Source organism: Thalassobacillus devorans (assembly GCF_900176565.1).
GTDB classification, from domain to species: Bacteria; Bacillota; Bacilli; order Bacillales; family Halobacillaceae; genus Thalassobacillus; species Thalassobacillus devorans_A.
Map to the genome: position 1 here is coordinate 377,326 of NZ_FXEH01000005.1, position 24,062 is coordinate 401,387.

General features: G+C 44.6%; 16 protein-coding genes. 1 reads left to right on the plus strand and 15 read right to left on the minus strand.

Annotation, left to right across the window (positions count from 1 at the left end; translation table 11 throughout):
- Window positions 1–19: 19 nt before the first annotated feature.
- From B9Y67_RS06750 to B9Y67_RS06810, 13 genes are all read right to left on the minus strand, one after another.
- Entirely contained in the window at window positions 20–1,477 is a 1,458-nt protein-coding gene (locus B9Y67_RS06750) for an MFS transporter (protein ID WP_085505993.1), read from the minus strand.
- 54 nt (window positions 1,478–1,531) lie between these two features.
- The gene (gene nasC, locus B9Y67_RS06755; RefSeq protein ID WP_085506712.1) at window positions 1,532–3,667 is read right to left on the minus strand and encodes an assimilatory nitrate reductase catalytic subunit NasC; all 2,136 of its coding nucleotides are present in this window, start codon (window positions 3,665–3,667) and stop codon (window positions 1,532–1,534) included.
- 27 nt (window positions 3,668–3,694) lie between these two features.
- Window positions 3,695–6,046, minus strand: a complete 2,352-nt coding sequence (gene nirB / locus B9Y67_RS06760) for a nitrite reductase large subunit NirB (protein ID WP_085505994.1) — start codon at window positions 6,044–6,046, stop codon at window positions 3,695–3,697.
- Between the two features lie 228 nt (window positions 6,047–6,274).
- Window positions 6,275–7,588 carry a YjiH family protein gene (locus B9Y67_RS06765; protein ID WP_254901780.1) on the minus strand — a complete coding sequence of 438 codons (1,314 nt, stop codon included), beginning with the start codon at window positions 7,586–7,588 and terminating at the stop codon, window positions 6,275–6,277.
- A 99-nt stretch (window positions 7,589–7,687) separates the two neighbouring features.
- Entirely contained in the window at window positions 7,688–8,674 is a 987-nt protein-coding gene (locus B9Y67_RS06770) for an agmatinase family protein (protein WP_085505996.1), read from the minus strand.
- Window positions 8,671–9,945, minus strand: coding sequence for an imidazolonepropionase (gene hutI / locus B9Y67_RS06775; protein WP_085505997.1), 1,275 nt, complete (start codon window positions 9,943–9,945; stop codon window positions 8,671–8,673). The genes B9Y67_RS06770 and hutI overlap by 4 nt, the downstream gene beginning before the upstream one ends.
- Window positions 9,946–9,961: 16 nt before the next feature.
- The gene (gene hutU / locus B9Y67_RS06780) at window positions 9,962–11,626 is read right to left on the minus strand and encodes a urocanate hydratase (RefSeq protein ID WP_085505998.1); all 1,665 of its coding nucleotides are present in this window, start codon (window positions 11,624–11,626) and stop codon (window positions 9,962–9,964) included.
- Between the two features lie 209 nt (window positions 11,627–11,835).
- A complete protein-coding gene (locus B9Y67_RS06785) occupies window positions 11,836–13,299 on the minus strand; it encodes a response regulator transcription factor (RefSeq protein ID WP_176223926.1) in 1,464 nt (487 codons plus the stop codon).
- A gap of 132 nt (window positions 13,300–13,431) precedes the next feature.
- Window positions 13,432–14,142 (minus strand): LutC/YkgG family protein, encoded by a 711-nt coding sequence (locus B9Y67_RS06790; RefSeq protein ID WP_085506000.1) that lies wholly within the window; start codon window positions 14,140–14,142, stop codon window positions 13,432–13,434.
- Complete coding sequence (locus B9Y67_RS06795; protein WP_085506001.1) at window positions 14,142–15,566, minus strand: LutB/LldF family L-lactate oxidation iron-sulfur protein; 1,425 nt, start codon at window positions 15,564–15,566, stop codon at window positions 14,142–14,144. The genes B9Y67_RS06790 and B9Y67_RS06795 overlap by 1 nt, the downstream gene beginning before the upstream one ends.
- Before the next feature lie 21 nt (window positions 15,567–15,587).
- Window positions 15,588–16,301, minus strand: a complete 714-nt coding sequence (locus B9Y67_RS06800) for a (Fe-S)-binding protein (protein WP_085506002.1) — start codon at window positions 16,299–16,301, stop codon at window positions 15,588–15,590.
- A gap of 113 nt (window positions 16,302–16,414) precedes the next feature.
- Window positions 16,415–17,122, minus strand: a complete 708-nt coding sequence (locus B9Y67_RS06805; RefSeq protein ID WP_085506003.1) for a FadR/GntR family transcriptional regulator — start codon at window positions 17,120–17,122, stop codon at window positions 16,415–16,417.
- Between the two features lie 71 nt (window positions 17,123–17,193).
- Window positions 17,194–18,780: an L-lactate permease gene (locus B9Y67_RS06810; RefSeq protein ID WP_085506004.1), complete on the minus strand. Its 1,587-nt coding sequence runs from the start codon at window positions 18,778–18,780 to the stop codon at window positions 17,194–17,196.
- Between the two features lie 442 nt (window positions 18,781–19,222).
- On the opposite strand from B9Y67_RS06810, the gene B9Y67_RS06815 reads away from it, so the two are divergent.
- Window positions 19,223–20,575 carry a glucoamylase family protein gene (locus B9Y67_RS06815; RefSeq protein ID WP_085506005.1) on the plus strand — a complete coding sequence of 451 codons (1,353 nt, stop codon included), beginning with the start codon at window positions 19,223–19,225 and terminating at the stop codon, window positions 20,573–20,575.
- Between the two features lie 89 nt (window positions 20,576–20,664).
- Here B9Y67_RS06815 and B9Y67_RS06820 read toward each other — a convergent pair whose 3' ends face one another.
- Window positions 20,665–21,648 carry a quinone oxidoreductase family protein gene (locus B9Y67_RS06820; RefSeq protein WP_085506713.1) on the minus strand — a complete coding sequence of 328 codons (984 nt, stop codon included), beginning with the start codon at window positions 21,646–21,648 and terminating at the stop codon, window positions 20,665–20,667.
- Between the two features lie 688 nt (window positions 21,649–22,336).
- Complete coding sequence (locus B9Y67_RS06825) at window positions 22,337–23,956, minus strand: long-chain-fatty-acid--CoA ligase (protein WP_085506006.1); 1,620 nt, start codon at window positions 23,954–23,956, stop codon at window positions 22,337–22,339.
- Between the last annotated feature and the right edge of the window lie 106 nt (window positions 23,957–24,062).

Genomic DNA, 24,062 nt, shown 5'->3' on the forward strand with positions numbered 1-24,062 from the left:
ACACACTTTTGCTAAAGGTTCATATATTTTGTTCAACTTTCAAGCGATAGTTTCGTTCCGCAATATATTGACTGTCCGTAGAGTAGACCTGGGGCGACTCTTTGATAAAAAATGATAGGGCAAAACAAAGGAGTGCAGCAGTGCCGATGACTCCGAAAAATAAAGCAGGATAAGTTATGTTAAGTACCGCCAGAAAACAAACAGAGCCGATATTTCCGTAAGCACCTACCATTCCCGCAATTTGACCTGTTTTACTTTTATTAATGGAAGGGACCAGTGAAAAGACAGAACCAGAGGCCGCTTGTCCAATCATCGAACAGCACATGGTCAGCGCCACGGCTGCAAAAAGCGACCATTCCCCCTTTAAAGCAGACATCGCAAAATAAAGGACCCCTAACAAAAATAATAAGCTCATAAGTATTCGTTTCCGTCCAAAACGATCACTGAGCCACCCTCCTGCCGGTCGTGCAACCAAATTTGTGAAAGCAAAACTGCTGGCTATCATTCCTGCTGCAACGGTACCTAAAGAATAGGTATCCAGAAAAAACATCGGCAGCATCGAGATGACGGCTAGTTCTCCCCCAAATGTTGCAAAGTAGCCAAGGCTCAATATACTTACCTGCAGCATCGAGTATTTTTCTGACTCATGTATTTCAGCCTTTAAATAGGCTATGTTTTTCACCCATATTTTCCGGGCATGAACCAGGTAGAGAATTGCTAATAAAGCATAAAACCCAATTGCTGCTCCTTTAGCCAGTAATCCGGCCTGCTGCAATGACCATACAAGGATGCCCATCCCCCCATAAATAGGCAATGAAATGAATAGAAGAATGATAAGATCTGAGAAGCTGGTGACTTCCATTACCCCTGAAGATTTGGAACGCTTGAAGACCTTATTGGGAGGGGTGTCTTCCACTTGACGATAAAAAACTAGTCCATAGATTAAGGCGAGTAATCCGGTAGCTGCAACCGCATATCTCCAACCATTGTCTCCTCCAAATAATAAAGCTAGTACAGGGAGGCTAAACGAAGCGATTGCTGAGCCGAAATTCCCCCAGCCGGCATAAATCCCCTGAACGAAGCCAGCTTGATGCTCAGGAAACCATTCTGCCAGCATTCGAATTCCCACTACGAAACTGGCGCCGATAATCCCTAAAAATAACCTGGAGATGAGCAGCTGCCAGTAGGAACTGCTTAAAGCAAAAATAAAACAGGGTACACTCATAACGACAAGCAGTACAGCAAATACCCGTTTTGGACCGAACCTGTCCACCAACCGTCCCATAAAAATTCTCGCAGGGATTGCTAAGGAGAGGTTGACCAGCATTAAGACGCCAATTTCTTCCTTGGTAATCCCCAGTTGTTCCATAATAATGGAACTCAACGGAGCCAAATTGAACCAGACCATGACACTGATAAAAAAGGCCAGTGTGGACATGATAAGCACCTTTCGATTCCCTTCATAGATTTCTTGCACGTCATCCACCTTCCGATTGAACGTATTTATTTTTCCTTATGCCATTCGAGCAAGTTAACTCAGCACAGGTGTTATCTTTACAGCGGTTACTTTAAAGGCAGGCATGTGTGAATCAGGATCAAGCTTATCAGAAACAAGGCGATTCACATTTTGCCCCCCTGTCCAATGGAAAGGTACGAAGACTGTATCCTTCCTTATTTTTTCTGAGCACCTGTTCCTTACGACGATGCTTCCTCGCTGTGACTCGATTTTCACAAGTGAATGATCTTCAATAGAGTATTTAGCTGCTGTTTCCGGGTGAATTTCCATAAATGATTCAAACTCTCTGGCTGCCAAAGTAGTACTTTTCCTTGTTTGTTCGCCAGTTAAATAGTGGGCCATTACACGACCTGTCGTTAAAATCAGCGGGAAATCATCATTCTTGACTTCCTTTTCTACATCAGCAGCCATAGGAATAGCCATCTTCGCTTTCCCATCCTTGTGCTCAAAAGTTGTTTCAAATAATCGCTTCGTGCCTTGATGCTCGTAATCAGGACAGGGCCAAAGCACACCGTTTTCCTTCCTCAATTTTTCATAGGTCATCCCATAATAATCTGCCTTGCCTCCACGACTGGCTTTTCTCAGTTCATCAAAAATTTCTTCAGCTGTGGTAAAAGAAAAGTAGTCTCCCTTCCCCATTGCCTTTGCTATTTCACAGATAATCTGCCAGTCATGCTTCGCTTCCCCCGGAATAGGGCGGTTCGCTTCTCTCAAGGTCACCCGCCCTTCGACATTCGTCATAGTTCCTTGATCTTCCAGATACGAAGATGCCGGCAGGACCAAATCTGCTAATCTCGCAGTCTCTGAAAGGAATAAATCGGCAACGACCAGAAACTTAAGCTTCTTTAATGATCGTTCGATTAAATTAGAATTGGGATGGGAGATTACCGGATTGGAACACATGATGAACATTCCCTTGATCGATTCCTGATCGGCCTTCTTGAACATTTCATAAGCGGAGACTCCTTTTCCCGGCAACTCAGATTCTTTAATCCCCCAAATTTGTGAAATATGAGCACGGTCTTTTTTATTTTCAATGGAACGATATCCAGGGAGCTGATCTGATTTCTGTCCATGTTCCCTTGCGCCCTGGCCGTTTCCTTGCCCGGTAATTGCGCCATAACCGGAGTAGGGTTTGCCGACTTTCCCTGTCGCAAGCAGAATATTTAAAAAGGCCCGAACAGCAGCTGTCCCATCTGTCTGCTGTTCAACCCCCCTGGCGGTGAAGATCATCCCGGATTCTTCTTCACCAAAGATTTCTGCAGTCAAGTATAAGTCCTCCTCCGAAACCCCCGTCACTTCCGATACTTCAGATAGTTTAATAGAAGAAAGTCGGTCTGCCACCTTTTCAAAGCCATCAACCCGGCCTTCTATAAATGTTTGATCGATCAACCCTTTTTCAATGATTATTTTTAATAGGCCATTAGCCAAAGTGGCGTCTGTACCTGGTTTGTTTTTTAAGTGCATATCAGCTATGGAAGTCGTTGCTGTTTCTCTAGGATCAATGGCAATGATATAGGCACCATTCTCCTTCGCCTGGTCAAAGTAAGGCATAATCGTTGGCTGGCATTCCGCTATGTTGGTGCCCGCAAGGATGATGCAGCGGGTATGCGGAATCTCCTCTAAGGTATTCGTGAATCCACGATCAATACCGAACGTCTGATTAGCGGCTGTAGCTGCTGCAGCCATACATAAACGCCCATTATAATCGATATACCTGGTGTTTAAACCTACACGCGCAAACTTACCTAATAAATAAGCCTCCTCATTGGTAAGCGAAGCACTGCCATAAACCGATAGTGCATCATTACCGGCCAATTGCTGTATGTCCGTAAAATTTTTGCAGATATGCTCCAAAGCTTCCTTCCATGAAATCGGCTGGTATTCTCCCTTCACCTTCAACAAGGGCTGGGTGATTCGTTTCTGATGCAGGGCATGCTGGTGGGCATTTTTCCCCTTGATGCACAACCTCCCTTTCGTGGTTGGATTATCTTTTCCTATAGTTTTATAAATTTTCCTAGAAACGACACGCTGCTCGACAAGTTGCATTTTGCATTGCATACTGCAAAAAGGACATTGCGTGTCGTAAACCTTTTCGGATTGCACTTTCTGATGTTTATTTCGAAAGTACTTCAGCATTAGCTCAGTCAAACCGATCATCCTTTACTCTTTTTTCTTTCAACTATGGATCAATTGTTTTTTGTTTAAACCGCCAAGGTTGTTATTTCCCAGCAGATATCCTCGTAATTCTTCATCGAATAAAACTTCCCTTATATGGTACAGTCCCACACGAGAAAGCCAGGGGGAGACTTTTTCAAGATAGTTGGCTGACTGAAGGTAATATTGCATTAATGCCATTACCATCTCTCCAGCTTCTTCAACTGTTGTGACCACACAAAGTAAATTGATGGAACGTATGCTGGCCCCATTCGCCTCCCCAACATATAATTCCCAGCCCCTTTCTGCTTTGACAATATTGATATCCCTTGCATCATCGGCGGCTTTTGCGTGGACACAATGAAAGACAGCAATTTTTGTAGGAGCTGGAATCTTTAAACGCTCTGTCTGTTCATCTAACACAGCAGCGAGTTGAATTGCCCGGCTTTTGTCACACGAACATCCGTAGCTATTTATGCTGGTTTGAACGGTACCGACACGATGCGTACCTAATTGCAGAACAGGCATGTCGAGTAAAACTCTTGCTCTATTCCACTCTTCTCTTTTCATACCATGGATATGAATTCGCTGGTCTGAAGAAAGGGCAAAACGAGCGTGGGGGTATGTGTCTGCCAGGTCAGCCAGTTTCCTTAGCTGACGAGGATTAAGAACCCCGCCATAAATCTGTGGGATGATTGCATATTCTCCATCAGTCTGAACCAGCTCTTGTTCACTATTGTCCGTATCGCTTGCTTGTTTTTGGCAGCTACCATTGGTAGAAGTCACATCCAGATGATAGGCAATAGCAGAACGGCAAACGGAACATCCCGTCTTTGTTTTCCAATTTAGAGTTTTTATAACTTCCTGTACTCCTTTAAGGTGATCCCTTTGGATCGCATTCACTACCTCATCTTCTGCCAAGGTAGTACATGGACATAAAGACATGGATATCGCTTCTTCCTCAAACTGAGCACTATGGATATAGGTGAGCAGGTCGGACACCAAAGGTTTACAACCTCCACAGGAACTGGAAGCTTTTGTGCATGTTTTTACCTCCTCGCAAGTAGTAAGCGACTCGTTTTGAACAGCGTGGATAATATCACCTTTGGAAACATGATTGCAGGTGCAAATTTCAGCATCTGGTGATAATTCAGCCAGGAATGTATCACCTGAACCCGCAGTATCGAGTAACTGTGTTTTATCACGGTCGGACAACACTTTTTGTTTAATGATGGCATCTCTCAACTTTGGCCCGTCTTTTACATCCCCATAAAGAACCGCCCCGATTGCTTTATTCTTGCGAAACACTATTTTTTTATAAATACCTTCCATGTCATTTCGATAATGAACAGATTTCGTGGAATCATCTTGTTTAAAGTCTCCTGCAGAAAAAACATCGACGCCGGAAATTTTTAATTGCGTAGATAAAACAGAACCATGATAACCATGTGTTGGATGATTGCAAAGATGCTTAGCCAGCACTTTTCCCTGTTCATATAATGGATCTACCAGCCCATATATGATTCCATCATGTTCTGCACACTCTCCAACTGCATATATGTCCTGTTCTGTTGTTGCCATCCTGTCATCAACCAGGATGCCCCGATTTGTTTCGATTCCACTTTCTTTCGCCAAGTCAATATTAGGTCTGACACCTACAGCCATCACGACAAGGTCTGCTTCAACAGATGACCCATCGTCAAAACGAATGCCTCTGACATGTCCATTACCAAGTATCTCCTGGGAAGATTTTTTTAAGAGGAAATTCATCCCCTGCTTTTCCAAATCCTTTTGAAGCATAACGGAAGCTTCCGAATCCAACTGCCGATCCATCAAATAATCAGAGAGATGAACCACGTCCACTTCCATCCCAAGGTTCAATAACCCCCTTGCAGCCTCCAGCCCCAATAACCCTCCTCCAATTACTACTGCTTTATGATAGGATTTGGAAGCTTCTATCATTTGTCGGCAATCTTCCATGGTACGAAAAGCCAGGACACCCTGTTGATCAGCCCCCGGCAATGGCAGTATAAACGGCTTTGAACCGGTCGCTATAATGAGCTTGTCGTAATCCACCTTCCTGTTTTGGTCGGTAGCTACCTGTTTTTTTTCTTTATCAATCGCCGTCACTGTTTCACCAGTAAATAATCGGATTCCGTTTTTTTCATACCAGCTGCGGGAATGAAGCTCAATATCTTCGAAAGACGTTCCACCCTGAAGAACAGACGAGAGCATAATACGGCTGTAATTCACATGCGGTTCACTTCCAAAAATAGTAATTTCATACATATCCGGATTTTCAGTAAGTATTTGTTGAATGCAATGCACTCCCGCCATTCCATTACCGATCAGAATCAATTTTTGTTTCTCCATAAATAACCTCCGACTGTAGAAAAAGTAAAGTTAAAATGTATTTACTGAATATAGTTACTCACCCTATCATAAGAATTTTCCAGAAGTCCCATTATGTGTGAGAAAATCTATCAGAGAAAATTTAGAAAAACTTGGCTTATACTTTAATCCTTTAACAAAGTTAAACTTCGTTAAAGTAAAAAAAACCGGAGCCTCCAAAATTTGGAGACTCCGGGTGGTGCGTTCATTTTACAGTAGCAGGTAGGCAATTGGTGTGACAATGATAATGGTGAGAATGGTTCGTTCAATCCAGATGACAATCAGTTTCGGGATGCTGACAGGAATTTCCGTGGACAGGATGCATGGGATAAGCGCTGAGAAAAACAAAATAGCCGAGACCGATAATGTTCCAATGACAAACTTCGTGATTATCGGTGCTTCTGCTACAAGAAGCGCTGGCAGAAACATTTCCGCTATTTCAATTGCTGAAGCCTTAGCGGCTAGTAAAGGTTCCGGAACTTGCATCAACAAGGTAAACGGGTAAAAAATGAAACCTAATATATCAAATACAGGAGTATATTCTGCCAACACTAACCCCAGCAGCCCTATGGACAGAATCGAAGGTAAGATCGCCATGGTCATGATAAAACCGTCTTTCAGATTCATCCAAATATTTTTACCGATGGATGGCGATTGTGCCGCTGCCTCCATCGCCTGAGACCAGGCTGCTTTTATTCGATTCTTTTTTATCACTTCCTCTGGATTGCCTTTCCCGTCTATATAAGTATCACTGATTGTGTTCAATGGCCAGATACGAACGGTAATAGCAGTCACTAAAAAAGTGACAAACAATGTTACCCAGAAGTACGTATTCCATATTTCCATTAAGCCTAGCGTTTTAGCAACAACAATCATGAACGTAGCAGACACGGTAGAGAACCCAGTCGCAATGATGGTCGCCTCTTTGACCGTATACTTCCCTTCCTTAAAAACACGGTTGGTGATCAATAGTCCGATCGAATAGCTACCGACAAAAGAAGCAACTGCATCAATTGCTGAACGTCCAGGTGTTTTCCAAATCGGACGCATAATCGGCTGCAGCATGACACCGATGAACTCCAGCAGACCGTAGCCAACTAGCAAAGCAAGAAAAACTGCACCAATAGGAACAAGAAGTCCAACTGGTATTACCAGCTTTTCAAACAAGAATGGCCCCATGCTTGGGTCGAACAGCCACCCAGGCCCAAAATTGAAAATAAGCATTACGGCCACGAGCACACCAAGGAGTTTAAAGAAGGATAATACCATATTGACGGCATCTTTATTCCAGGATTGATTATAAAATGGGTAAGTCGCTCCTAACACGATGACTAATAGAGCGTAATAAGGGACTAAACTGCCGAATGATGTCTGTATGAAGGTAACGATATGATCGAGTGGTATGGATGAGGTGCCATTGATTGTGATCGGGATAAAAAATGTAAATATACCAATTAAACTGAAAAGAAAGAATTTAAGTATAGTAGTTCTACTAGGAGACTTTGGGGTCTCCTGGATATTCATATCCTTTTGAACGTTTTCCATGTATTCAACCTCCTGTTATTTGAATTATCAGAAAATAAAGGGTTGAAAGAAAGAGCGAGTGAGGACCTCGCTCCATCCTTAACGTTTGCAGTATCCAGTTAAAAAAGAAAGCATCACATGGACAGCGCTTTTCACTGCCATGTCCCCAACATCCTTCCTAGGGTCGAGACAGACGATATCCATCGCTTTCACTTTTGGATGCTCACCGGCAAGCTGTACTGCTTCGAATAATTCTTCGGTATACATCCCTCCCGGTGTTGCTGCCGGGGCCGCCGGATTTTGAGTAATGTCTAGAACATCCATATCAACGGTAAGGTAAATCGTATCCACCTGACCCGATAAATGAGCAAGTGCGCTTGTCACGACAGCAGCCATGCCTTTTTTTCTCGCCTGCTTCATCGTCGTATAATGCAGCCCGACTTCATCAGCGTAATCCTTCAGTTCCTTTGCATTGAAAAATCCATGCAGCCCAATATTATGGACATGCTTTCCTGCAACAGTTCCACTTTCAATTAAATTGCGAATCGGTGTTCCATTGGCAGGTCCCAACTCACTCAGGTCCCGCAAATCGAAATGGGTATCCAATTGCAGAATCCCCACCGTTTCTTCCGGATGAGCTTCTCTCCAACCTTTAACCAGCATAGCTGTAATTGAATGATCTCCCCCCATAGCAACAGGCAGCGTATTCGGATGATGTTTCCTCATGGCAGTCATCACTTCGCTGATCTGCTGATGGGTGTAAGCAATATCGGTAACATGCTGCTTGACGTCACCTAAGTCGACCGCTTTCAGTTGGGCAAGGTCGATATCTTCATCTAAGTTATAGGTCCCGAAGGACTTCCATACTTTTCGCATCGCATCCGGGTTCTCGCTGGCAGCGGATGTACTGATCGATGACTTGGAAAGTGGCACCCCTAAAATCGCGACATCAATAGAACCCCAATCAGGAGTTTCATCGCCAAGCGTCTCAATCCATTCGTGTACTTTAAGGTCAGCCCGCTTATCAGTTTGTTTCGTCCAAATCATCCCTGGCCTGTCAAGCATCGGATAAGGATAAGCCGTCATTGCAGCTGCCCTCCTACAACCAGCGGCTTGCCTGCTTTTACAACCGTGTCAACATGATTCATACCATATTGATAAGACAGCACAAGGTAATTCGGCACATCAAAAATAGTTACATCACCTTTTTTACCAGGCTCAAGGCTGCCGACTTCCCCTGCTGCTCCTATCGCATGAGCAGCATTGATAGTGGTTGCTGTTAATACTTCTTCCGGTGTCATTCCCATTTTCAGACATCCCAGGTTCATAATGAATGGAAGCGAAATCGTCGGAGAAGACCCTGGATTTGCATCGGTCGATAAAGCGACAGCTACCCCGCCATCAATCATCTTTCTGGCATCAGCAAACTCTGCCATCAGGAAAAAAGCAGTACCTGGCAACAAGACACCTACGACATCTTTTTCCGCCATGTCCTTTATGCCCTGATCAGATGCTTTCAACAAATGATCGGCTGAAATCGCCCCTACCTGTGCGGCAAGTTCAGCCCCACCGTACGGCTCAATTTCATCAGCATGAATTTTCGGAATCAGCCCATGTTTATTTCCTGCTTCCAGAATCCGTTTCGATTGTTCCGGTGTAAAAACGCCGCGTTCACAAAATACATCATTAAAAACGGCCAGTTTCCGCCGTGCCACTTCCGGTATCATTTCGTTGATGACCCTGTCGACGAATGGCTCCGGATTATCTTTTTCATCCATCGGCACCGCATGGGCGCCCATAAAGGTGGAAACGACATCAATCGGATGGTCTTCATCCAACTGCTTTGCTACTTCTAATTGCTTCAGCTCATGTGCCAGCGTCAGACCGTAGCCACTTTTCGCTTCAACAGTAGTCACCCCATGCATCAAAAACTGATCGAGCCGCTTCCTTGATTCTTCAAATAATTGTTTATGGCCGGCTGCCTGTGTTGCCCTCGTTGTTGCGTGAATACCGCCTCCGGCCTGCATGATTTCCATGTACGTTTTGCCCTTCAACCGCATCGCATATTCATTTTCCCTTGTACCGGCATGGACAAGGTGCGTGTGGGGGTCAATCAACCCAGGTGTGACAACCTTACCTGTAGCATTTATATGCGAATTCGTACCAATCAAGTCTTCATAATTTTTGCGGAGTTCTTCATCAGGACCAAATGCCACAACTTTCCCATCTTCGATATAGACGGACCCATTCTCAATGATTTCTAACTGTGCCATCGCCTCTTGTTTCGCTGGCTGACCGTTATGACCGGCCATCGTAATCAATTGGGCTGCATTGGTAATCAATAATTTTTGTGTCATAAAGCTCTCCCTCCAGTTACTTTTTCAGCATTGGTATATGAACGCCTTTTTCTTTCGCTGTCTTTTCGGCGAGCTCATAGCCTGCATCAACATGTCTCGCTATCCCCATTCCTGGATCTGTTGTTAATACGCGTTCCAGTCGCTTTTCTGCATCTTTTGTGCCATCAGCAACAATCACCATTCCCGCATGCAGGGAATAACCCATTCCTACACCGCCGCCATGGTGGACACTGACCCAGCTGGCGCCACCGACACTGTTGATAAGTGCGTTCAGAATTGGCCAATCAGCTACAGCATCACTGCCATCTTTCATCGCTTCTGTTTCCCTGTTTGGTGAAGCGACAGAACCGGAATCAAGGTGATCCCTTCCGATGACGATCGGTGCCTTCAACTCCCCACTCCCCACCATATCATTGATGATTTTTCCGAATTTCGCCCGCTCTCCATAACCGAGCCAGCAAATCCGGGAAGGGAGACCCTGAAAGCTTATTTTCTCCTGTGCCATCCGGATCCAGTTGCACAAGTGTGTGTTGTCGCTGAATTCTTTTAAAATCACTTCATCGGTTTTATAAATATCTTCCGGGTCACCCGATAATGCTACCCAGCGGAAAGGCCCTTTCCCTTCACAGAATTGCGGGCGGATGTATGCTGGAACAAACCCCGGAAAATCAAAGGCATTAATAACTCCTTCGTCCTTTGCCACCTGGCGGATATTGTTACCATAATCAAATGTGACCGCGCCTTTCTCCTGCATGGAAAGCATCGCTTTGACATGAGCGGCAATACTCTGTTTTGAAAGCTTGATGTACTCCTTTGCGTTTTCACTTCTTAAACGGGCAGCCTCATTCAGCTCCATGCCCATTGGGACGTACCCATTCAACGGGTCATGAGCAGAAGTCTGATCTGTGAGTACATCTGGAATGAAGCCTTTCGCGATCATTTCCGGTAAAAGTTCAGAAGCATTACCGAGAAGTCCGATGGACAGGGCTTTTCCCTGATCACGAGCTTCCTCTGCCATTTGTATAGCTTCTTCGAGATTGTCAGTTGAAGTATCCAGGTACTTCGTATCGAGGCGTCGCTGAATCCGATGCGGGTCTACTTCGATAGCAATACAAACACCCCCGTTCAAGGTAACTGCCAGTGGCTGGGCACCACCCATGCCCCCCAGTCCCGCCGTCAAAGTAATTGTACCGTCCAGCTTTCCATCAAAATGCTGGCGGGCACATTCTGCAAATGTTTCATATGTTCCCTGCACAATTCCTTGGCTGCCAATATAAATCCAGCTTCCCGCTGTCATCTGACCGAACATCATTAATCCTTTTTGATCGAGTTCATGGAAGTGGTCCCAATTCGCCCAGGCAGGTACTAAATTCGAGTTGGCAATCAACACTTTCGGGGCGTCTTTATGGGACCGGAATACCGCAACCGGCTTTCCGGACTGAATCAGTAATGTTTCATCTTCTTCCATCGTCTTTAATGACGCTACGATTGCATCGAAGCTCTCCCAGTTCCGTGCTGCTTTTCCAATCCCCCCGTAAACAACCAGCTCATCTGGATTTTCTGCAACATCTGGGTGCAGGTTGTTGCTCAGCATACGCAGTGCTGCTTCCTGTATCCATCCTTTGGTATGCAGTTCTGTTCCCCGGTATTGCTTCACTCGTCCCGATTTCGTATCACTCATCTTATTCATCCCCTCCTGAATTATCTTTAATTAAAGCTTAGCAATGTGAGGAAACGGATAATAGATAACTAACTTTAGAATAAGGATACTTTGTTATTAAAAAGATAAATAAATATTGTTAAACACTTTCATAAAATAGCATTAATTTTAGATAAAGATAAAAAATAACCACCCCAGGTCCTCCAGATATTGGAGGGCTCCGGGGTGGTTTATAATTTTATGTTCCGATATTCCCGTGGGGTTTTACCAGTCATTTTTTTAAAAACACGGCTGAAATAATTAGGCTGATTGAAACCGACCGCACCAGCAATTTGCTGGATGTTTTCATCCGTAGATTCAAGTAATTCCTTCGCCTTCTGTATGCGTACCTGCAATAAAATTTCACGGAAAGTCTGGTTATATTTTTTAGACAATAAGTGACTGAAATAGGCCGGACTACGATTAATATAACCAGCTACATCACGCAGTGACAGTGCTGGATTCATATAGTGTTCTTCTATATAGGAAAGCGCCGCTTCTCCTACATTTACAATCGCCCTTTCCGATTGCTCTTTTAGTGTATGAATCAGTTCATTGATGAAAAGGACCATTTCCTGGACGATCCTGTATAAAACCGGACCATATAAAATACTCTCAAACACCTGTTTATAACGAATATCCCTGTCAGGAGAGTCCAGCCCTTTGCGAATCATGAACCTCCGTACTTGTGCCAGAATGCTAGTCAGCCTGGTACGGAGTAAGCCGGGATTTGGGTAAGGGGCTCTAAGATCCAAAAACTCCTGATATAACCAGGATTTAATTTCATCTGCATGCCCATCATCCAGATGGTGGACCCAGAAACGTTGTTCATCCATCGTTAAAAACGGGTCCATGTCACGCCACAGATATTTTTCTTCATATCTCAGCACTTGTTTATATCCAGTAAAAAAAGTAGCTTCCATTACCTTGCGCAGCTGTTGGTAAATACTATGGATCGATTTCCCGTTATTTTTATCATGAACAGCGACTGCCACTGGCCCGCCATTGTTTCGCTCCCATTCACTTAAAAAACGCTGTGCTTGTTGGAAAGGTTCTGGTATTTGCTCGTGAAAGACAAGTGTAATTTGGTCCGTTGTTGAAAATATGGTCGGAGCATCATAAAAATCGAACTGTCCAATGAAATCTCGCAAGTTATTTAGCTGCTCCCCATATTCCGGTCTTATTAAATATACCGGATATGGATAAGGAAGGTCGCTTTCAATAAAAAGATCTTCATAATAGATAGAGTGGGTATGTATTTTCGGGTGGCTATTATCCTCTTTGACTGCCAGCTGACGACATCCCTGCTGAATCGTACTTTTCACGCGGGAAGGTGATAGTGGCTTTACTAAAAGGTCAATGGCACTGATTTCAATCGCCTGCATGGCACGTTCAAATGTAGGTTCTATGGTTAAGGCAATAGTTATACCGGCATGGCGTAGAATAAACTTTTTTACGATTTCCCACTTTCCTTCAGGAACCATATCAAGTTCCATACATAATATATCCGGCTGTTCACTCTCAAGTATATTCAATGTCTCCGCTAAGTCACCTGATTGCTTAATATCGGAGATAGGAAAAGAATATTTCGATAGCAGCCATTCAATGCCGGAAAGCTCCTGGCGATCACGATCAGCAATTAACAAGTGGTACATAAGCCACCCTCCTCGTCTTTCATTGTAACGTAAACACCCCGTGTCCTCCAGATATTGGAGGACACGGGGTGTAAAAATCCATTGTCGATTTCCCAGGAAATAATACATTTTTTGCATGGTTGTGTCACATAATCATTTATCTTCGACGACGATATAAGTCACTTTGATCGGTCCATGAACACCCACAATCAGGTTCATCTCAATGTCGGCACTGTTACTTGGCCCTGTGATGAAGCTGACACAGGAAGAAACTTCGTGCCCTTGCTGATTCGCTTCATGGATATGTTTCGCTGCCTGGGTTATCCTCGGGACTATGGAGCTTTTTGGAATGATAGCAATATATGTTTTAGGCAGAAGGCTGATTGATCTTCCATTCCCTTTATTATTGAACAAAGTCACGGTGCCGGACTCGGCTAAGGTAACATCACTGAATGTAATGCCAACATCCGCCCGTTCTGCGAATACTTGATTCTCTTTTCCTTTCACAGCATCCCAAATGCGGACTTCCAACCCTTTGGCATCGAGCTGCTGATATAGACTGTCCAATTGATATTCGGAATTACGCTCATCATCAGCGGCTATAATCGCCTTTCCCTCGTAATGATCAATTGTTTCCCGTAGTACTTTATCCAAACCAGCTGCGCTCGTTTTCCGAAAGTCGGTATGGATGACTTTACATTGTTTTTCTAGTACATCCACTAATTCATCCTGTGTGGCCCCTTTAAATACTTCCCATTGAGGGCGGACACTCCATTCTGGTCGCTCTACTCCTTCCGTCCGACGGCTTCTTCCAAGGTTCTCCGCTAAGTTATCCAGGAAAGACTCTCTATTTTGAATGGTCATCAGGATTCATCTCCCTTCTTACGGGTTTTATACCATGAACGGAACGACTGCTTGCTTGGCGCCGGGAAGTCACGGACATTCGTCCAGCCTTTCATCGGTCCAGGACCATTTTCAATTTTTTCATCTTTTGTCCATGGCTTTAATGCAGTACGAGCCATTTTTGTGCTCATCTTATAAGCGGCCGGGCTGGAACCCCATTTTGCAAAACCCTTCATGGCAAGCTTCTCACCTTTGGGGGCTTTGTTTTCCTTTTCCACGATTATTTGGCGATGTCTGATCAAATGTTCATGGAGAGGGATTTTCACCGGGCAGGCTTCCGTGCAGGCGGCGCATAAAGTCGAAGCATAAGGCAGCTCTTTATGGTCCTCATAGCCATCAAGCAGTGGGGTCAATACCGCCCCGATCGGTCCCGGATAAATCGATCCATAGGAATGGCCACCGACATGGCGATACACTGGACACGCATTGATACATGCGGCGCATCGGATACAGTGAAGTGCTGACTGAAACTCAGTTCCCAGAATTTTCGAGCGGCCATTATCTACGATTACGAGATGAAATTCTTCCGGCCCGTCCACTTCGTCTTCCAAACGAGTACCAGTCAACGAAGTGACATAACTGGTCAATTTTTGACCGACAGCCGACCTGGTCAATAAACTGACTAACACTTCCAGGTCTTCCCATGTCGGTACCAACCGTTCCATCCCCATGACGCTAATTTGTGTATCGGGTAGCGATGTGACCAGGCGGGCGTTTCCTTCATTGGTCACCAGTGTTACTGCCCCTGACTCGGCTACAGCAAAATTACATCCCGTAATCCCTATATCGGCCGACAAAAAGTCTTTCCGCAATTGTTCCCGTGCAAATAATGCAAGCTCTTCCGGTTTATCGGTTTTATCATAGCCTTTTTTTGCAGCAAACGTCTCACGAATCTGTTCTTTGTTTTTATGCAGTGCGGGCGTCACGATATGGGAAGGCGGATCCTCATCCAGTTGCAGAATCCACTCACCGAGGTCTGTTTCGACCACCTCAGACCCCGCTTCTTCCAAAGCTTTGTTCAACCCGATTTCTTCTGTAACCATGGATTTGGATTTGACTACTTTCTTCCCGTTTTTATTCTTGATGACATTCTGGATGTATTCATTCGCCTCTTCCGCTGTTTCTGCAAAGAAGACATTTCCGCCACGTTTCGAAACCTGATCGCTCAACTGCTGAAGATAGTAATCAAGATTTTCCATTGTATGATTACGGATCTCTTCCCCAAGTGTACGCCAGTCTTCCCAGTTGCCAAGCTCTTCTGCCGCCTTAAGACGTCCGCTGCGGAACCTGCCTTGCGCTGACGAGACCGCTCCTCGCATGAAGTCATTTTTGATACCTTCCTGGATCCGCTGTTCAAACGAATTCGTGCCAATCCGGATACTCATAGAATCCCCTCCATTCTATTATTACTGGTTAAGTATATTGGCGATATGCAGGACTTTGACAGGCTGACCGTTCCGTGTCATGCGACCGCCGATATTCATCAGGCAGCCCATATCTCCGCCGACTAAGTATTCTGCTCCTGTTTCTGTCACATGCTCTGTTTTTTCTTGTACCATTTGTTCCGAAATCACCGGATTCTTCACTGCAAACGTTCCCCCGAATCCACAGCAGTCTTCTTTGACGGGAAGCTCGACAAACTCAAGTCCCTTTACGTTTTCCAGTAGTGTCATCGGAGCATCTTTTACCCCCAATAACCTGGTCATATGACAGGAAGGATGGTAAGTGACTGTTCCTTTAAATTTAGAACCGACGTCGGTCACACCCAGGACATCGACTAAAAACTGGGTCAGTTCATAGGATTTCCCTGCCAGGTCATTCGCCGCTTCTTCCCATTCCGGGTCTCCTTTGAAAATGTGCGGATATTCATGCAGCATCGCAACACATGACCCCGATGGGCCCACCACATATTCGGAATCTTTGAACGCCCGCATCATTTGTTTCATCGATTCTTTTGATTCTTTTAAATAACCACTGTTGTAAGCGGGCTGTCCACAGCAGGTCTGCAATTCAGGAAAGTCCACTTCACAGCCCACTTTTTCTAAAATTTCCACCGTATCTTTTCCGACATCGCTCGACATGATATCACACAAACATGTAATGAATAAGGATACTTTCATGCCTGTCACTCCCCTATGTTTAGTAAAAAACGAATAACTTTCTTACCCTTCCTAACCGCTCTGATAAAAACAGGTCATCTGATGACTTCTGCTATAGAAAAGGCGGTAGCTTTTTATTCGATATAATCCGCCAACGCCTGCTCTACACCTACGAGATGGTCCAGCATATGCTTTTGCGCCAGATCAGTATCTCTTTGCTTGATTGCTTCGAAAATTTTCCAATGCTCTTCTAACAGCCGGGCTGTACTTTTTTCCGAATGCAGCCAATGCCTTCGCGTTTCCCTCATCGTTTCCATCATGATTTCGGAAACACTGTTCATCAGGTTGATCAGCATTTGATTATCGGTCGCACGAGCTATTGCCATATGGAACGCCAAATCAGCTTTCTCCCCAAGCTCTCCATTCCCTTTGGCTTGTTCCATAGCATGGAGTGCTTCAACCATAGCCGATAAGTCTGCATCCTTATGTCTTTCGGCAGCAGAACTAACCGCCCCTGCTTCGAGAATCTTTCGTACTTCCAGCAGTTCTTTGACATCCTCGCGTTTCATGATAAGAGCCGCGGCCACAGGCAGCGAAAACCGGGAGGCATCAAACTCTTTGATATACGTGCCTTCTCCCTGCCGCATTTCTACAAGCCCCATCGCCCGCATAGCACTGAGAGCTTCTCTGATCGCAGACCTGCCGACATCAAAGTTCTTTGCCAGTTGTTCCACCGAATCTAACTTATCGCCTGGTTTCAGATCGCCATTTTTCAACATGGCAACCAATGAATCTGCTACTTCTTCATATATTTTTCGTGCGCGTATCCGTTTATATTCCACTAGTTCTTCCTCCAACTGCTTAATACCTTCATTTTAATGGAAACAGAAGAAATTGGAAAGGTGAAGCTCATTTACAAAAATTGTATCAGAACAAATCCTCCGACACCGGCAAGTAAACCATATAAAAGAGCCGGGCCTAAAGTCTTTCGGATGATATCCCCTTCCTTACCGGACAACCCGACGACCGCTGATGCCGCAACGACATTGTGTACACAAATCATGTTACCTGCTGCAGCGCCAATCACCTGTGCCGACAGGACTACTTCAGAATTCAGGCCAGTTTGGTTAGCAATACTATATTGAATTGGCGAAAAGGTCAGTGTTGATACCGTAGCGCTCCCCGTAATAAAGGCGCCTAGTTCACCTAGGAATGGTGCCACAAAAATCCACATCGGACCGAAACCTTGTGCAAGTGCAAGGGCGATATATTGTGGCATACTCAATAAATCATTCATATTCATCCCGGAATTTGTGAAAACCTGTACCAGGGCGAGCGTTGATATTAACGCAAGTCCCGCATTTTTAATGGAACGGAGTGACTCTTTTGATGCTTTTGTAAAATTAGAAAAAGATTTCCGCTGAATCAGTACAGCTAAAATAGCGGCCAGTACCAGTACCGTTCCCGGTGAATATAAAAGCTGCCAGTCCGATGTAATGCCCTCAATTCCGAGAATATTACTCCACGTAAGGTCGATCGCCCTCATCGTAAAGTCTTTGACAACCGGAATAATCCGGGTAACTAACAACAATCCTACAACAACCAGATACGGAGACCACGCTGTAACCAGCCCCATCTCAGATCTCTTCTGTTCAGGTTTGAACCCATCCTGTAAGGCATCCGTCCATTCTTCCTTCGGCAGCAGCAAACCCTTTTTAGCGGTAGCAGCAGCTACGATAAGTCCTGTCAATGATCCTAGAATAGCAACGAATTCATGGCCGAACAGCGTAGCATACAGTAGTGCGGAAGCCGTATATGTAACTCCGATTAATAACGTCCATGGCAGCATAGCTACAGCGTCTCCAATTCCTTTTCGTTTTCCAAAGAAAACAGTCAAAATAACAATTAGAATGAATGGAATAAAGGTCCCCGCGAACATATCCATCATAGCGATTTTGACACCGATGTTCTGAAAGAAAGGAATATCCGCCCCTGGTATGTTACTTAATCCTACTTGAATCGGCGTCCCGACAGCCCCAAACGAAACGCCAGGGCTATCTGCAATAAGCGCCAGGGCAGCAGCCGCCATTGGGTTAAATCCTAAGGCCACCATTAGCGGACCAGTTACTGCAGCGGGTGTACCAAATCCTGCAGCCCCTTCTATCAAAGCACCAAATAAGAAAGCGACAATGATTACCTGGACACGCATGTCCCCCGAAATACTCCTAAATCCCTGGTTGATCCTATCGACCGCACCTGTATGACGAAGTGTATTCAACAGTACAATAGCCCCAAATAAAATCAATAGAATCGTAAACGCTTTATGCGTCCCCTGTAAGATGGATGCGATGACAACTGGCCCTTCCATCCCCCAAGTCGTAAGCGCTAACAAAATAACGATGATTGCACTGTAAAACATTCCTTTGAGCGCTGACATTCTTAATAACACCAGGAAAATAAATGGCGCAATGATGGCACTCAAAGCCACGAGCAGCAACATAGCTGAAAACTCCCTTCTGGTTGATTACTAGATTCATACTAAATCGTTTTCAAAAACATATAATCTTATGGTCATCTGATGACCTGTTAACTAATTTTATTCTAGACTCAGAAACACCAAAATACAAGCAATTTTTGAAAACACTTTCATTCCCTATTTTTGATCCTCGTTACTCTGATGCTGGTGGCACTAACTTATACAACGGGCTGCTTGTAATCAATCGAAACGTTTCGTAAACATAAAGAAAGAATCATCATAAGTATTACAGGATCCAAGCTCTCTTCATTACTTTCCTCACAGATTGTACTATCAATAGAACTACAACCTATTAACCATTTTGAATTTTCTGATTAATTTCCTGTGAAACTCATTTACGGGTTCTTTTAGATACTGTATACTTTAATCGAAACGTTTCACTAAACTACCTAAAGGAAGTGTTACTGTGCAAAAAGTATTTTCGATTTTATTGGTGCTTTTATTAGGGCTAATTGCAGCTTTACCCGCAGGAATATCTGCAAAATCCGAAAGTAAAGGAAAAGAAGCTGCTTTATCCAAACAATTGAAAGCGGTATCAAAGCAAACCTACCGTTACTTCGAAGATTTCACCAATGAAGAAACCGGGCTCACAGATGATGCTGTCAGGCTGGACGATGGCACAATTAAACCTCAAACCCATACGTCTCCCACCAATATTGGTATGTACATGATGAGTACGATTTCCGCTGAAGAAATGGGCCACATCTCAAGAGATGATGCAGTGGATAGAATTCAGACCACATTAAATACAGTAGAAGAACTGGAAACATGGAATGGGTTATTTTACAACTGGTATAACACCGAGGATGGATCCTTAATGACTGACTGGGGACAGTTCATTTCCACCGTGGATAATGGCTGGCTGTCTGCAGGCTTGATCGTCGTGGGACAAGCCTATCCAGAATTATACGAACAAACCAACAACATTGTAGAAGCGATGGACTATTCCACACTCTACACTCCGGAAGTAGGACAGATGAGAGGCGGTTATGATGTAGAAACAGAGAGCTACACCCCACACCATTACGGTGCTTTTTACACAGAACCTCGTGTCGCCAGCTACATTTCTATTGGGAAAAAAGACGTTCCAAGCGAACATTGGTGGAAGATGGAGCGAACCATGCCTGCCAGCTGGGATTGGCAATCCCAGGAGCCTGAAGGCTATATGGTAACTTATGATGGTGTGGACGTATTCGAAGGGCACTATAGCTATAACGGTACGAAATATGTTCCAAGCTGGGGTGGCAGCATGTTCGAAGCATTGATGCCTCAACTTGTACTGAAAGAAAAAGAGCTGGGTAAAAACGCCCTTGGCCTCAACAATCAACGCCATGTCGACATCCAGATCGAATATGCAAAAGAACAAGGGTATGATGCATGGGGCATGTCACCAGCAGCAACGCCCGAAGATTATTCTGAATTCGCGGCAACTCCGTTAGGTATGGATGGTTATGAAGCTGATGGCACGGTTACGCCACATGCTACTTTCCTTGCGCTCGAGTACGCGCCAATGGAAGCTTTTGAAAATATGAAAACACTAAGAGAATATGATATGTATGGAAAGTATGGTTTTCTTGATTCCGTCAATGTGGAGACAGGAGAAGTTACCGAGGCTTACCTGGCATTAGATCAGGGAATGACTATTGTTGCTATAGCAAATTACTTGAAGGATGGGGTCATCCGGGATTACTTCCATCAAGATGAAATCGGAAAATCGCCGGAGGAGCTACTAATAAAAGAAGAATTCTCAATTAAATAGAATGCTATTTCTTTAGCATATACACGTTTAACAGAACCAAGTAAAAAGGCCAGAGACTCTAATTATAGAGAGCCTCTGGCCTTTTTACATTATGGTGTTAAAATCAATTTTCCTTTTGTCTGTCTTCCTTGCAGCTTTCGATGTACTTCAGCTGCATCTTCGAGAGAAAATACCCCGCCGATTTCTAATTTAATTTGACCTGCTTTAATATAAGCTAGTAATTCTTTTAAACTATCAAGGAACAGGTCCGGCTTTTTCATGATTTGTGGCAGGAAAAAGCCAGTAACTGTCTGATTTTTTGCCATCAAACGGGATGGATAAAAGTGAGGCTGCTCTCCGCTTGCAACACCATAGATGACAAGCCTTCCAAAAGAGGCAAGACAATCAAGTGTCTGATGAAAAATGTCTCCTCCAGCCATTTCCAATGCGACATCCACACCTCTGCCATCATTCAGTTGGCGTACCTCTTTTGCCCATCCTTCTTTGGTATAATCGACAACCTCGTCTGCTCCGTATTCTTTCGCAAGCGCTCGTTTTTCTTCACTGCTTGCTGTGCCGATTACTTTTCCAGCACCGAAAAGCTTCGCCAGCTGAATAGCAAATAAACCGACGCCCCCAGCGGCAGCATGGATCAGAATCGTTTCTCCTTTCTCCAGCCGGCCCATCGTTTTGATAATATGATAGGCGCTCAATCCTTGGAGCGGGATGGCTGCAGCATGGTTTTCATCCACTCCATCCGGTATCGGAATAAGTCCACGCTCATCAGCAACAGTGTATTCAGCATACCCGGTTGCCCGTTCATTTCCTATTAGCGTAACGACACGATCGCCTTCTTTAAAACGCTGGACACCGGGTCCTACTTTTTCGATAACGCCCGCAACTTCTGATCCTGGTACATAGGGGAGTTTGGTTTCCACTACATACTGACCTTCCCGCCTTGCCGTATCAGCGTAATTTACGCCGATGGCTTTTGTATTTATTAATACTTCTTGTTCGCCAGGCTCTGGGATTTCCATATCAATCAGTTCCAGTACTTCAGGCCCGCCGAATTCTGTGAATTGTATTGCTTTCATAATTACCTCCATGTTCTCGATTAAAGTTATAGCTCCCTTTAATGGAAGACTCAGTTTCGAGAGAAACTGTTTCCGTTTCTGTGATAAGTGTTTGGAGGTCCGGGAAATCACTCGCTTTCCATGGGCGTACGGTGAGCTTCCTCGGGCTAAAGCCCTGCGGGATCTCACCATGTACTATCCTCCCATCGGAGTCTCGCAATTTACCGGACCTCCTTGCTTTATTGAGGTAAACGGAAACACCGGTTTTCAGTCCTTCATACACAGGGAGAGCTACTTATAAAAGCCTTGTAACCAGTGATTGGGGAAGAGTATCTCTTCTATAACATGGGTTCGTTAATCTCCATCATAGAATGGGATGGATGGGAAACTGCGAGACTCACGTAGGAGAAGGATCTAGGCGAGATCCCACAGGGCGATAGCCCGAGGAAGCTCGCCAGTTCCCCCACAGGAAAGAAATGAATGCGTAATCGCCTTGGGAGACACGACACGCATAAGCAGAACAGCAAAAGGGAAGTGGTCTTTCTTCCCGTTGATGGACTGCTTATGTCGCGAGTGTCTAGGCGATGAAGCTGGAAAGCGATTAGTTTCCCAGCCGCCCCTGACACTCTTAAGGTGAAGAACCGTAGATACCTCGAAATCAAGTCTTCGACTTTTTGGCTGAATAGGCATCTTATATTTTTTAAAGGGGCTATTGTTTCGCTTTGCTTACGGCTTCTTCCCGGATTTTCCGTCTAAGGATTTTCCCGACATTCGTTTTTGGTAGTTCGCTTCTGAATTCTACGGATGAAGGAACTTTGTAGGCTGCCATATTGTCACGGCAATATGCGATTAGCTCCTCCTCTGTTGCTGATTTTCCATCTTTCAACACTACAACAACTTTCACGGTCTCCCCGCGATATCCATCGGGAACTCCAACTGCAACCGCTTCCTGTACCGATTCGTGTTCGTAAAGGATTTCTTCAATGTCACGCGGGTAGATATTAAAGCCGCCTGCGATGATCAAATCCTTTTTCCTATCGAGAATATATAAATATCCTTCATCATCGACACGGGCGATGTCCCCAGTGTAAAGCCAGCCGTCACGAAGAGCAAGCGTTGTTTCTTCGGGCATGTTCCAATACCCTTTCATCACCTGAGGTCCCCGGACAATTACTTCTCCGGTTTCTCCAACTGGAACCTCGTCCACTCCGTTGCCGACATCGACAATTTTATAATCAGTTGATGGTACACCAATTCCAACACTTCCAGGCTTTCGTTCGGCAAACATAGGATTGCAGTGAGTGACAGGAGCAGTTTCTGATAGTCCATATCCCTCATAAATACGGCCGCCTGTTTTTGCTTCAAAACTTCTCATCAATTCCTGAGGCATCGGCGCACTGCCGCTGTTACAGACGCGAATACTGTCTATGCCATATTGCTCTGCTTTCGGATGACTGGTAATAGCAACATACATGGTCGGTACACCTGGGAAGTACGTTGGCTGTTCACGCTTGATTGTTTCCAATACCTCTTCCAGTTCAAACCTTGGCAACAGAATCATACTCGAGCCAGAATGGATCGCCTGATTCATACAGACCGTCATTCCAAACACATGAAATAGAGGTATAACTGTTAGGTAACGTTCCTTTCCAGGTTCAATATCATCTTTAAAATATTCATGGGTCTGAATCACGTTAGCGACCAAATTTCGGTGAGTCAGCATCGCTCCTTTGGATCTGCCTGTTGTTCCTCCTGTATACTGAAGCACAGCGACGTCTTCCGCAGGGTTGATTGCTACTTGTTTTGGAGGACCTGGCGCGGTTTGCAGGAAAGTGGTAAATTCAATTTCATCGCTTACCGGTTCATACTTTTGCGCAAAGTCTACCACGATGACTTTTTTTACTGGCGTGTTTTCTTTGATTTTTTCTAAAACAGGTACCAGCGGAGCATAAATCACAAGTGTTTCCGCTCCTGAATCCGTTAAAATATGCTCTAGTTCCCGCCCCACCAGCATCGGGTTGACCTGCGTGACAACAGCTCCTGCCTTTAAAGCTCCATAAAAACTAATGACATAGTGAGGACAGTTCGGCAGCATAATAGCGACCCGGTCACTTTTTTGTATTCCACGATGCTGCAATGACGAGGCAAAAGCCGCCACTTGCATATTTAATTCTATATAGCTGATCGTTTTGTTAAAAAAGGTGATTGCCGTGTTGTCGGGAAATTGCTCTACTGACCTTGTTAAAAACTCTGTAAGTGCTATGTCAGGAATATCAACTTCACTCTTGATACGATCTGGATAATGCTTTTTCCATACCTTCTCCAATATGTAACCCCCTATAATTTAGTGTAAACGCTTACAAATAAAGCTGTTTAAACCTTCCTGCAGTTACTTCCAACTATATATTAATTGTTCAGAATATTCAATTAAAACC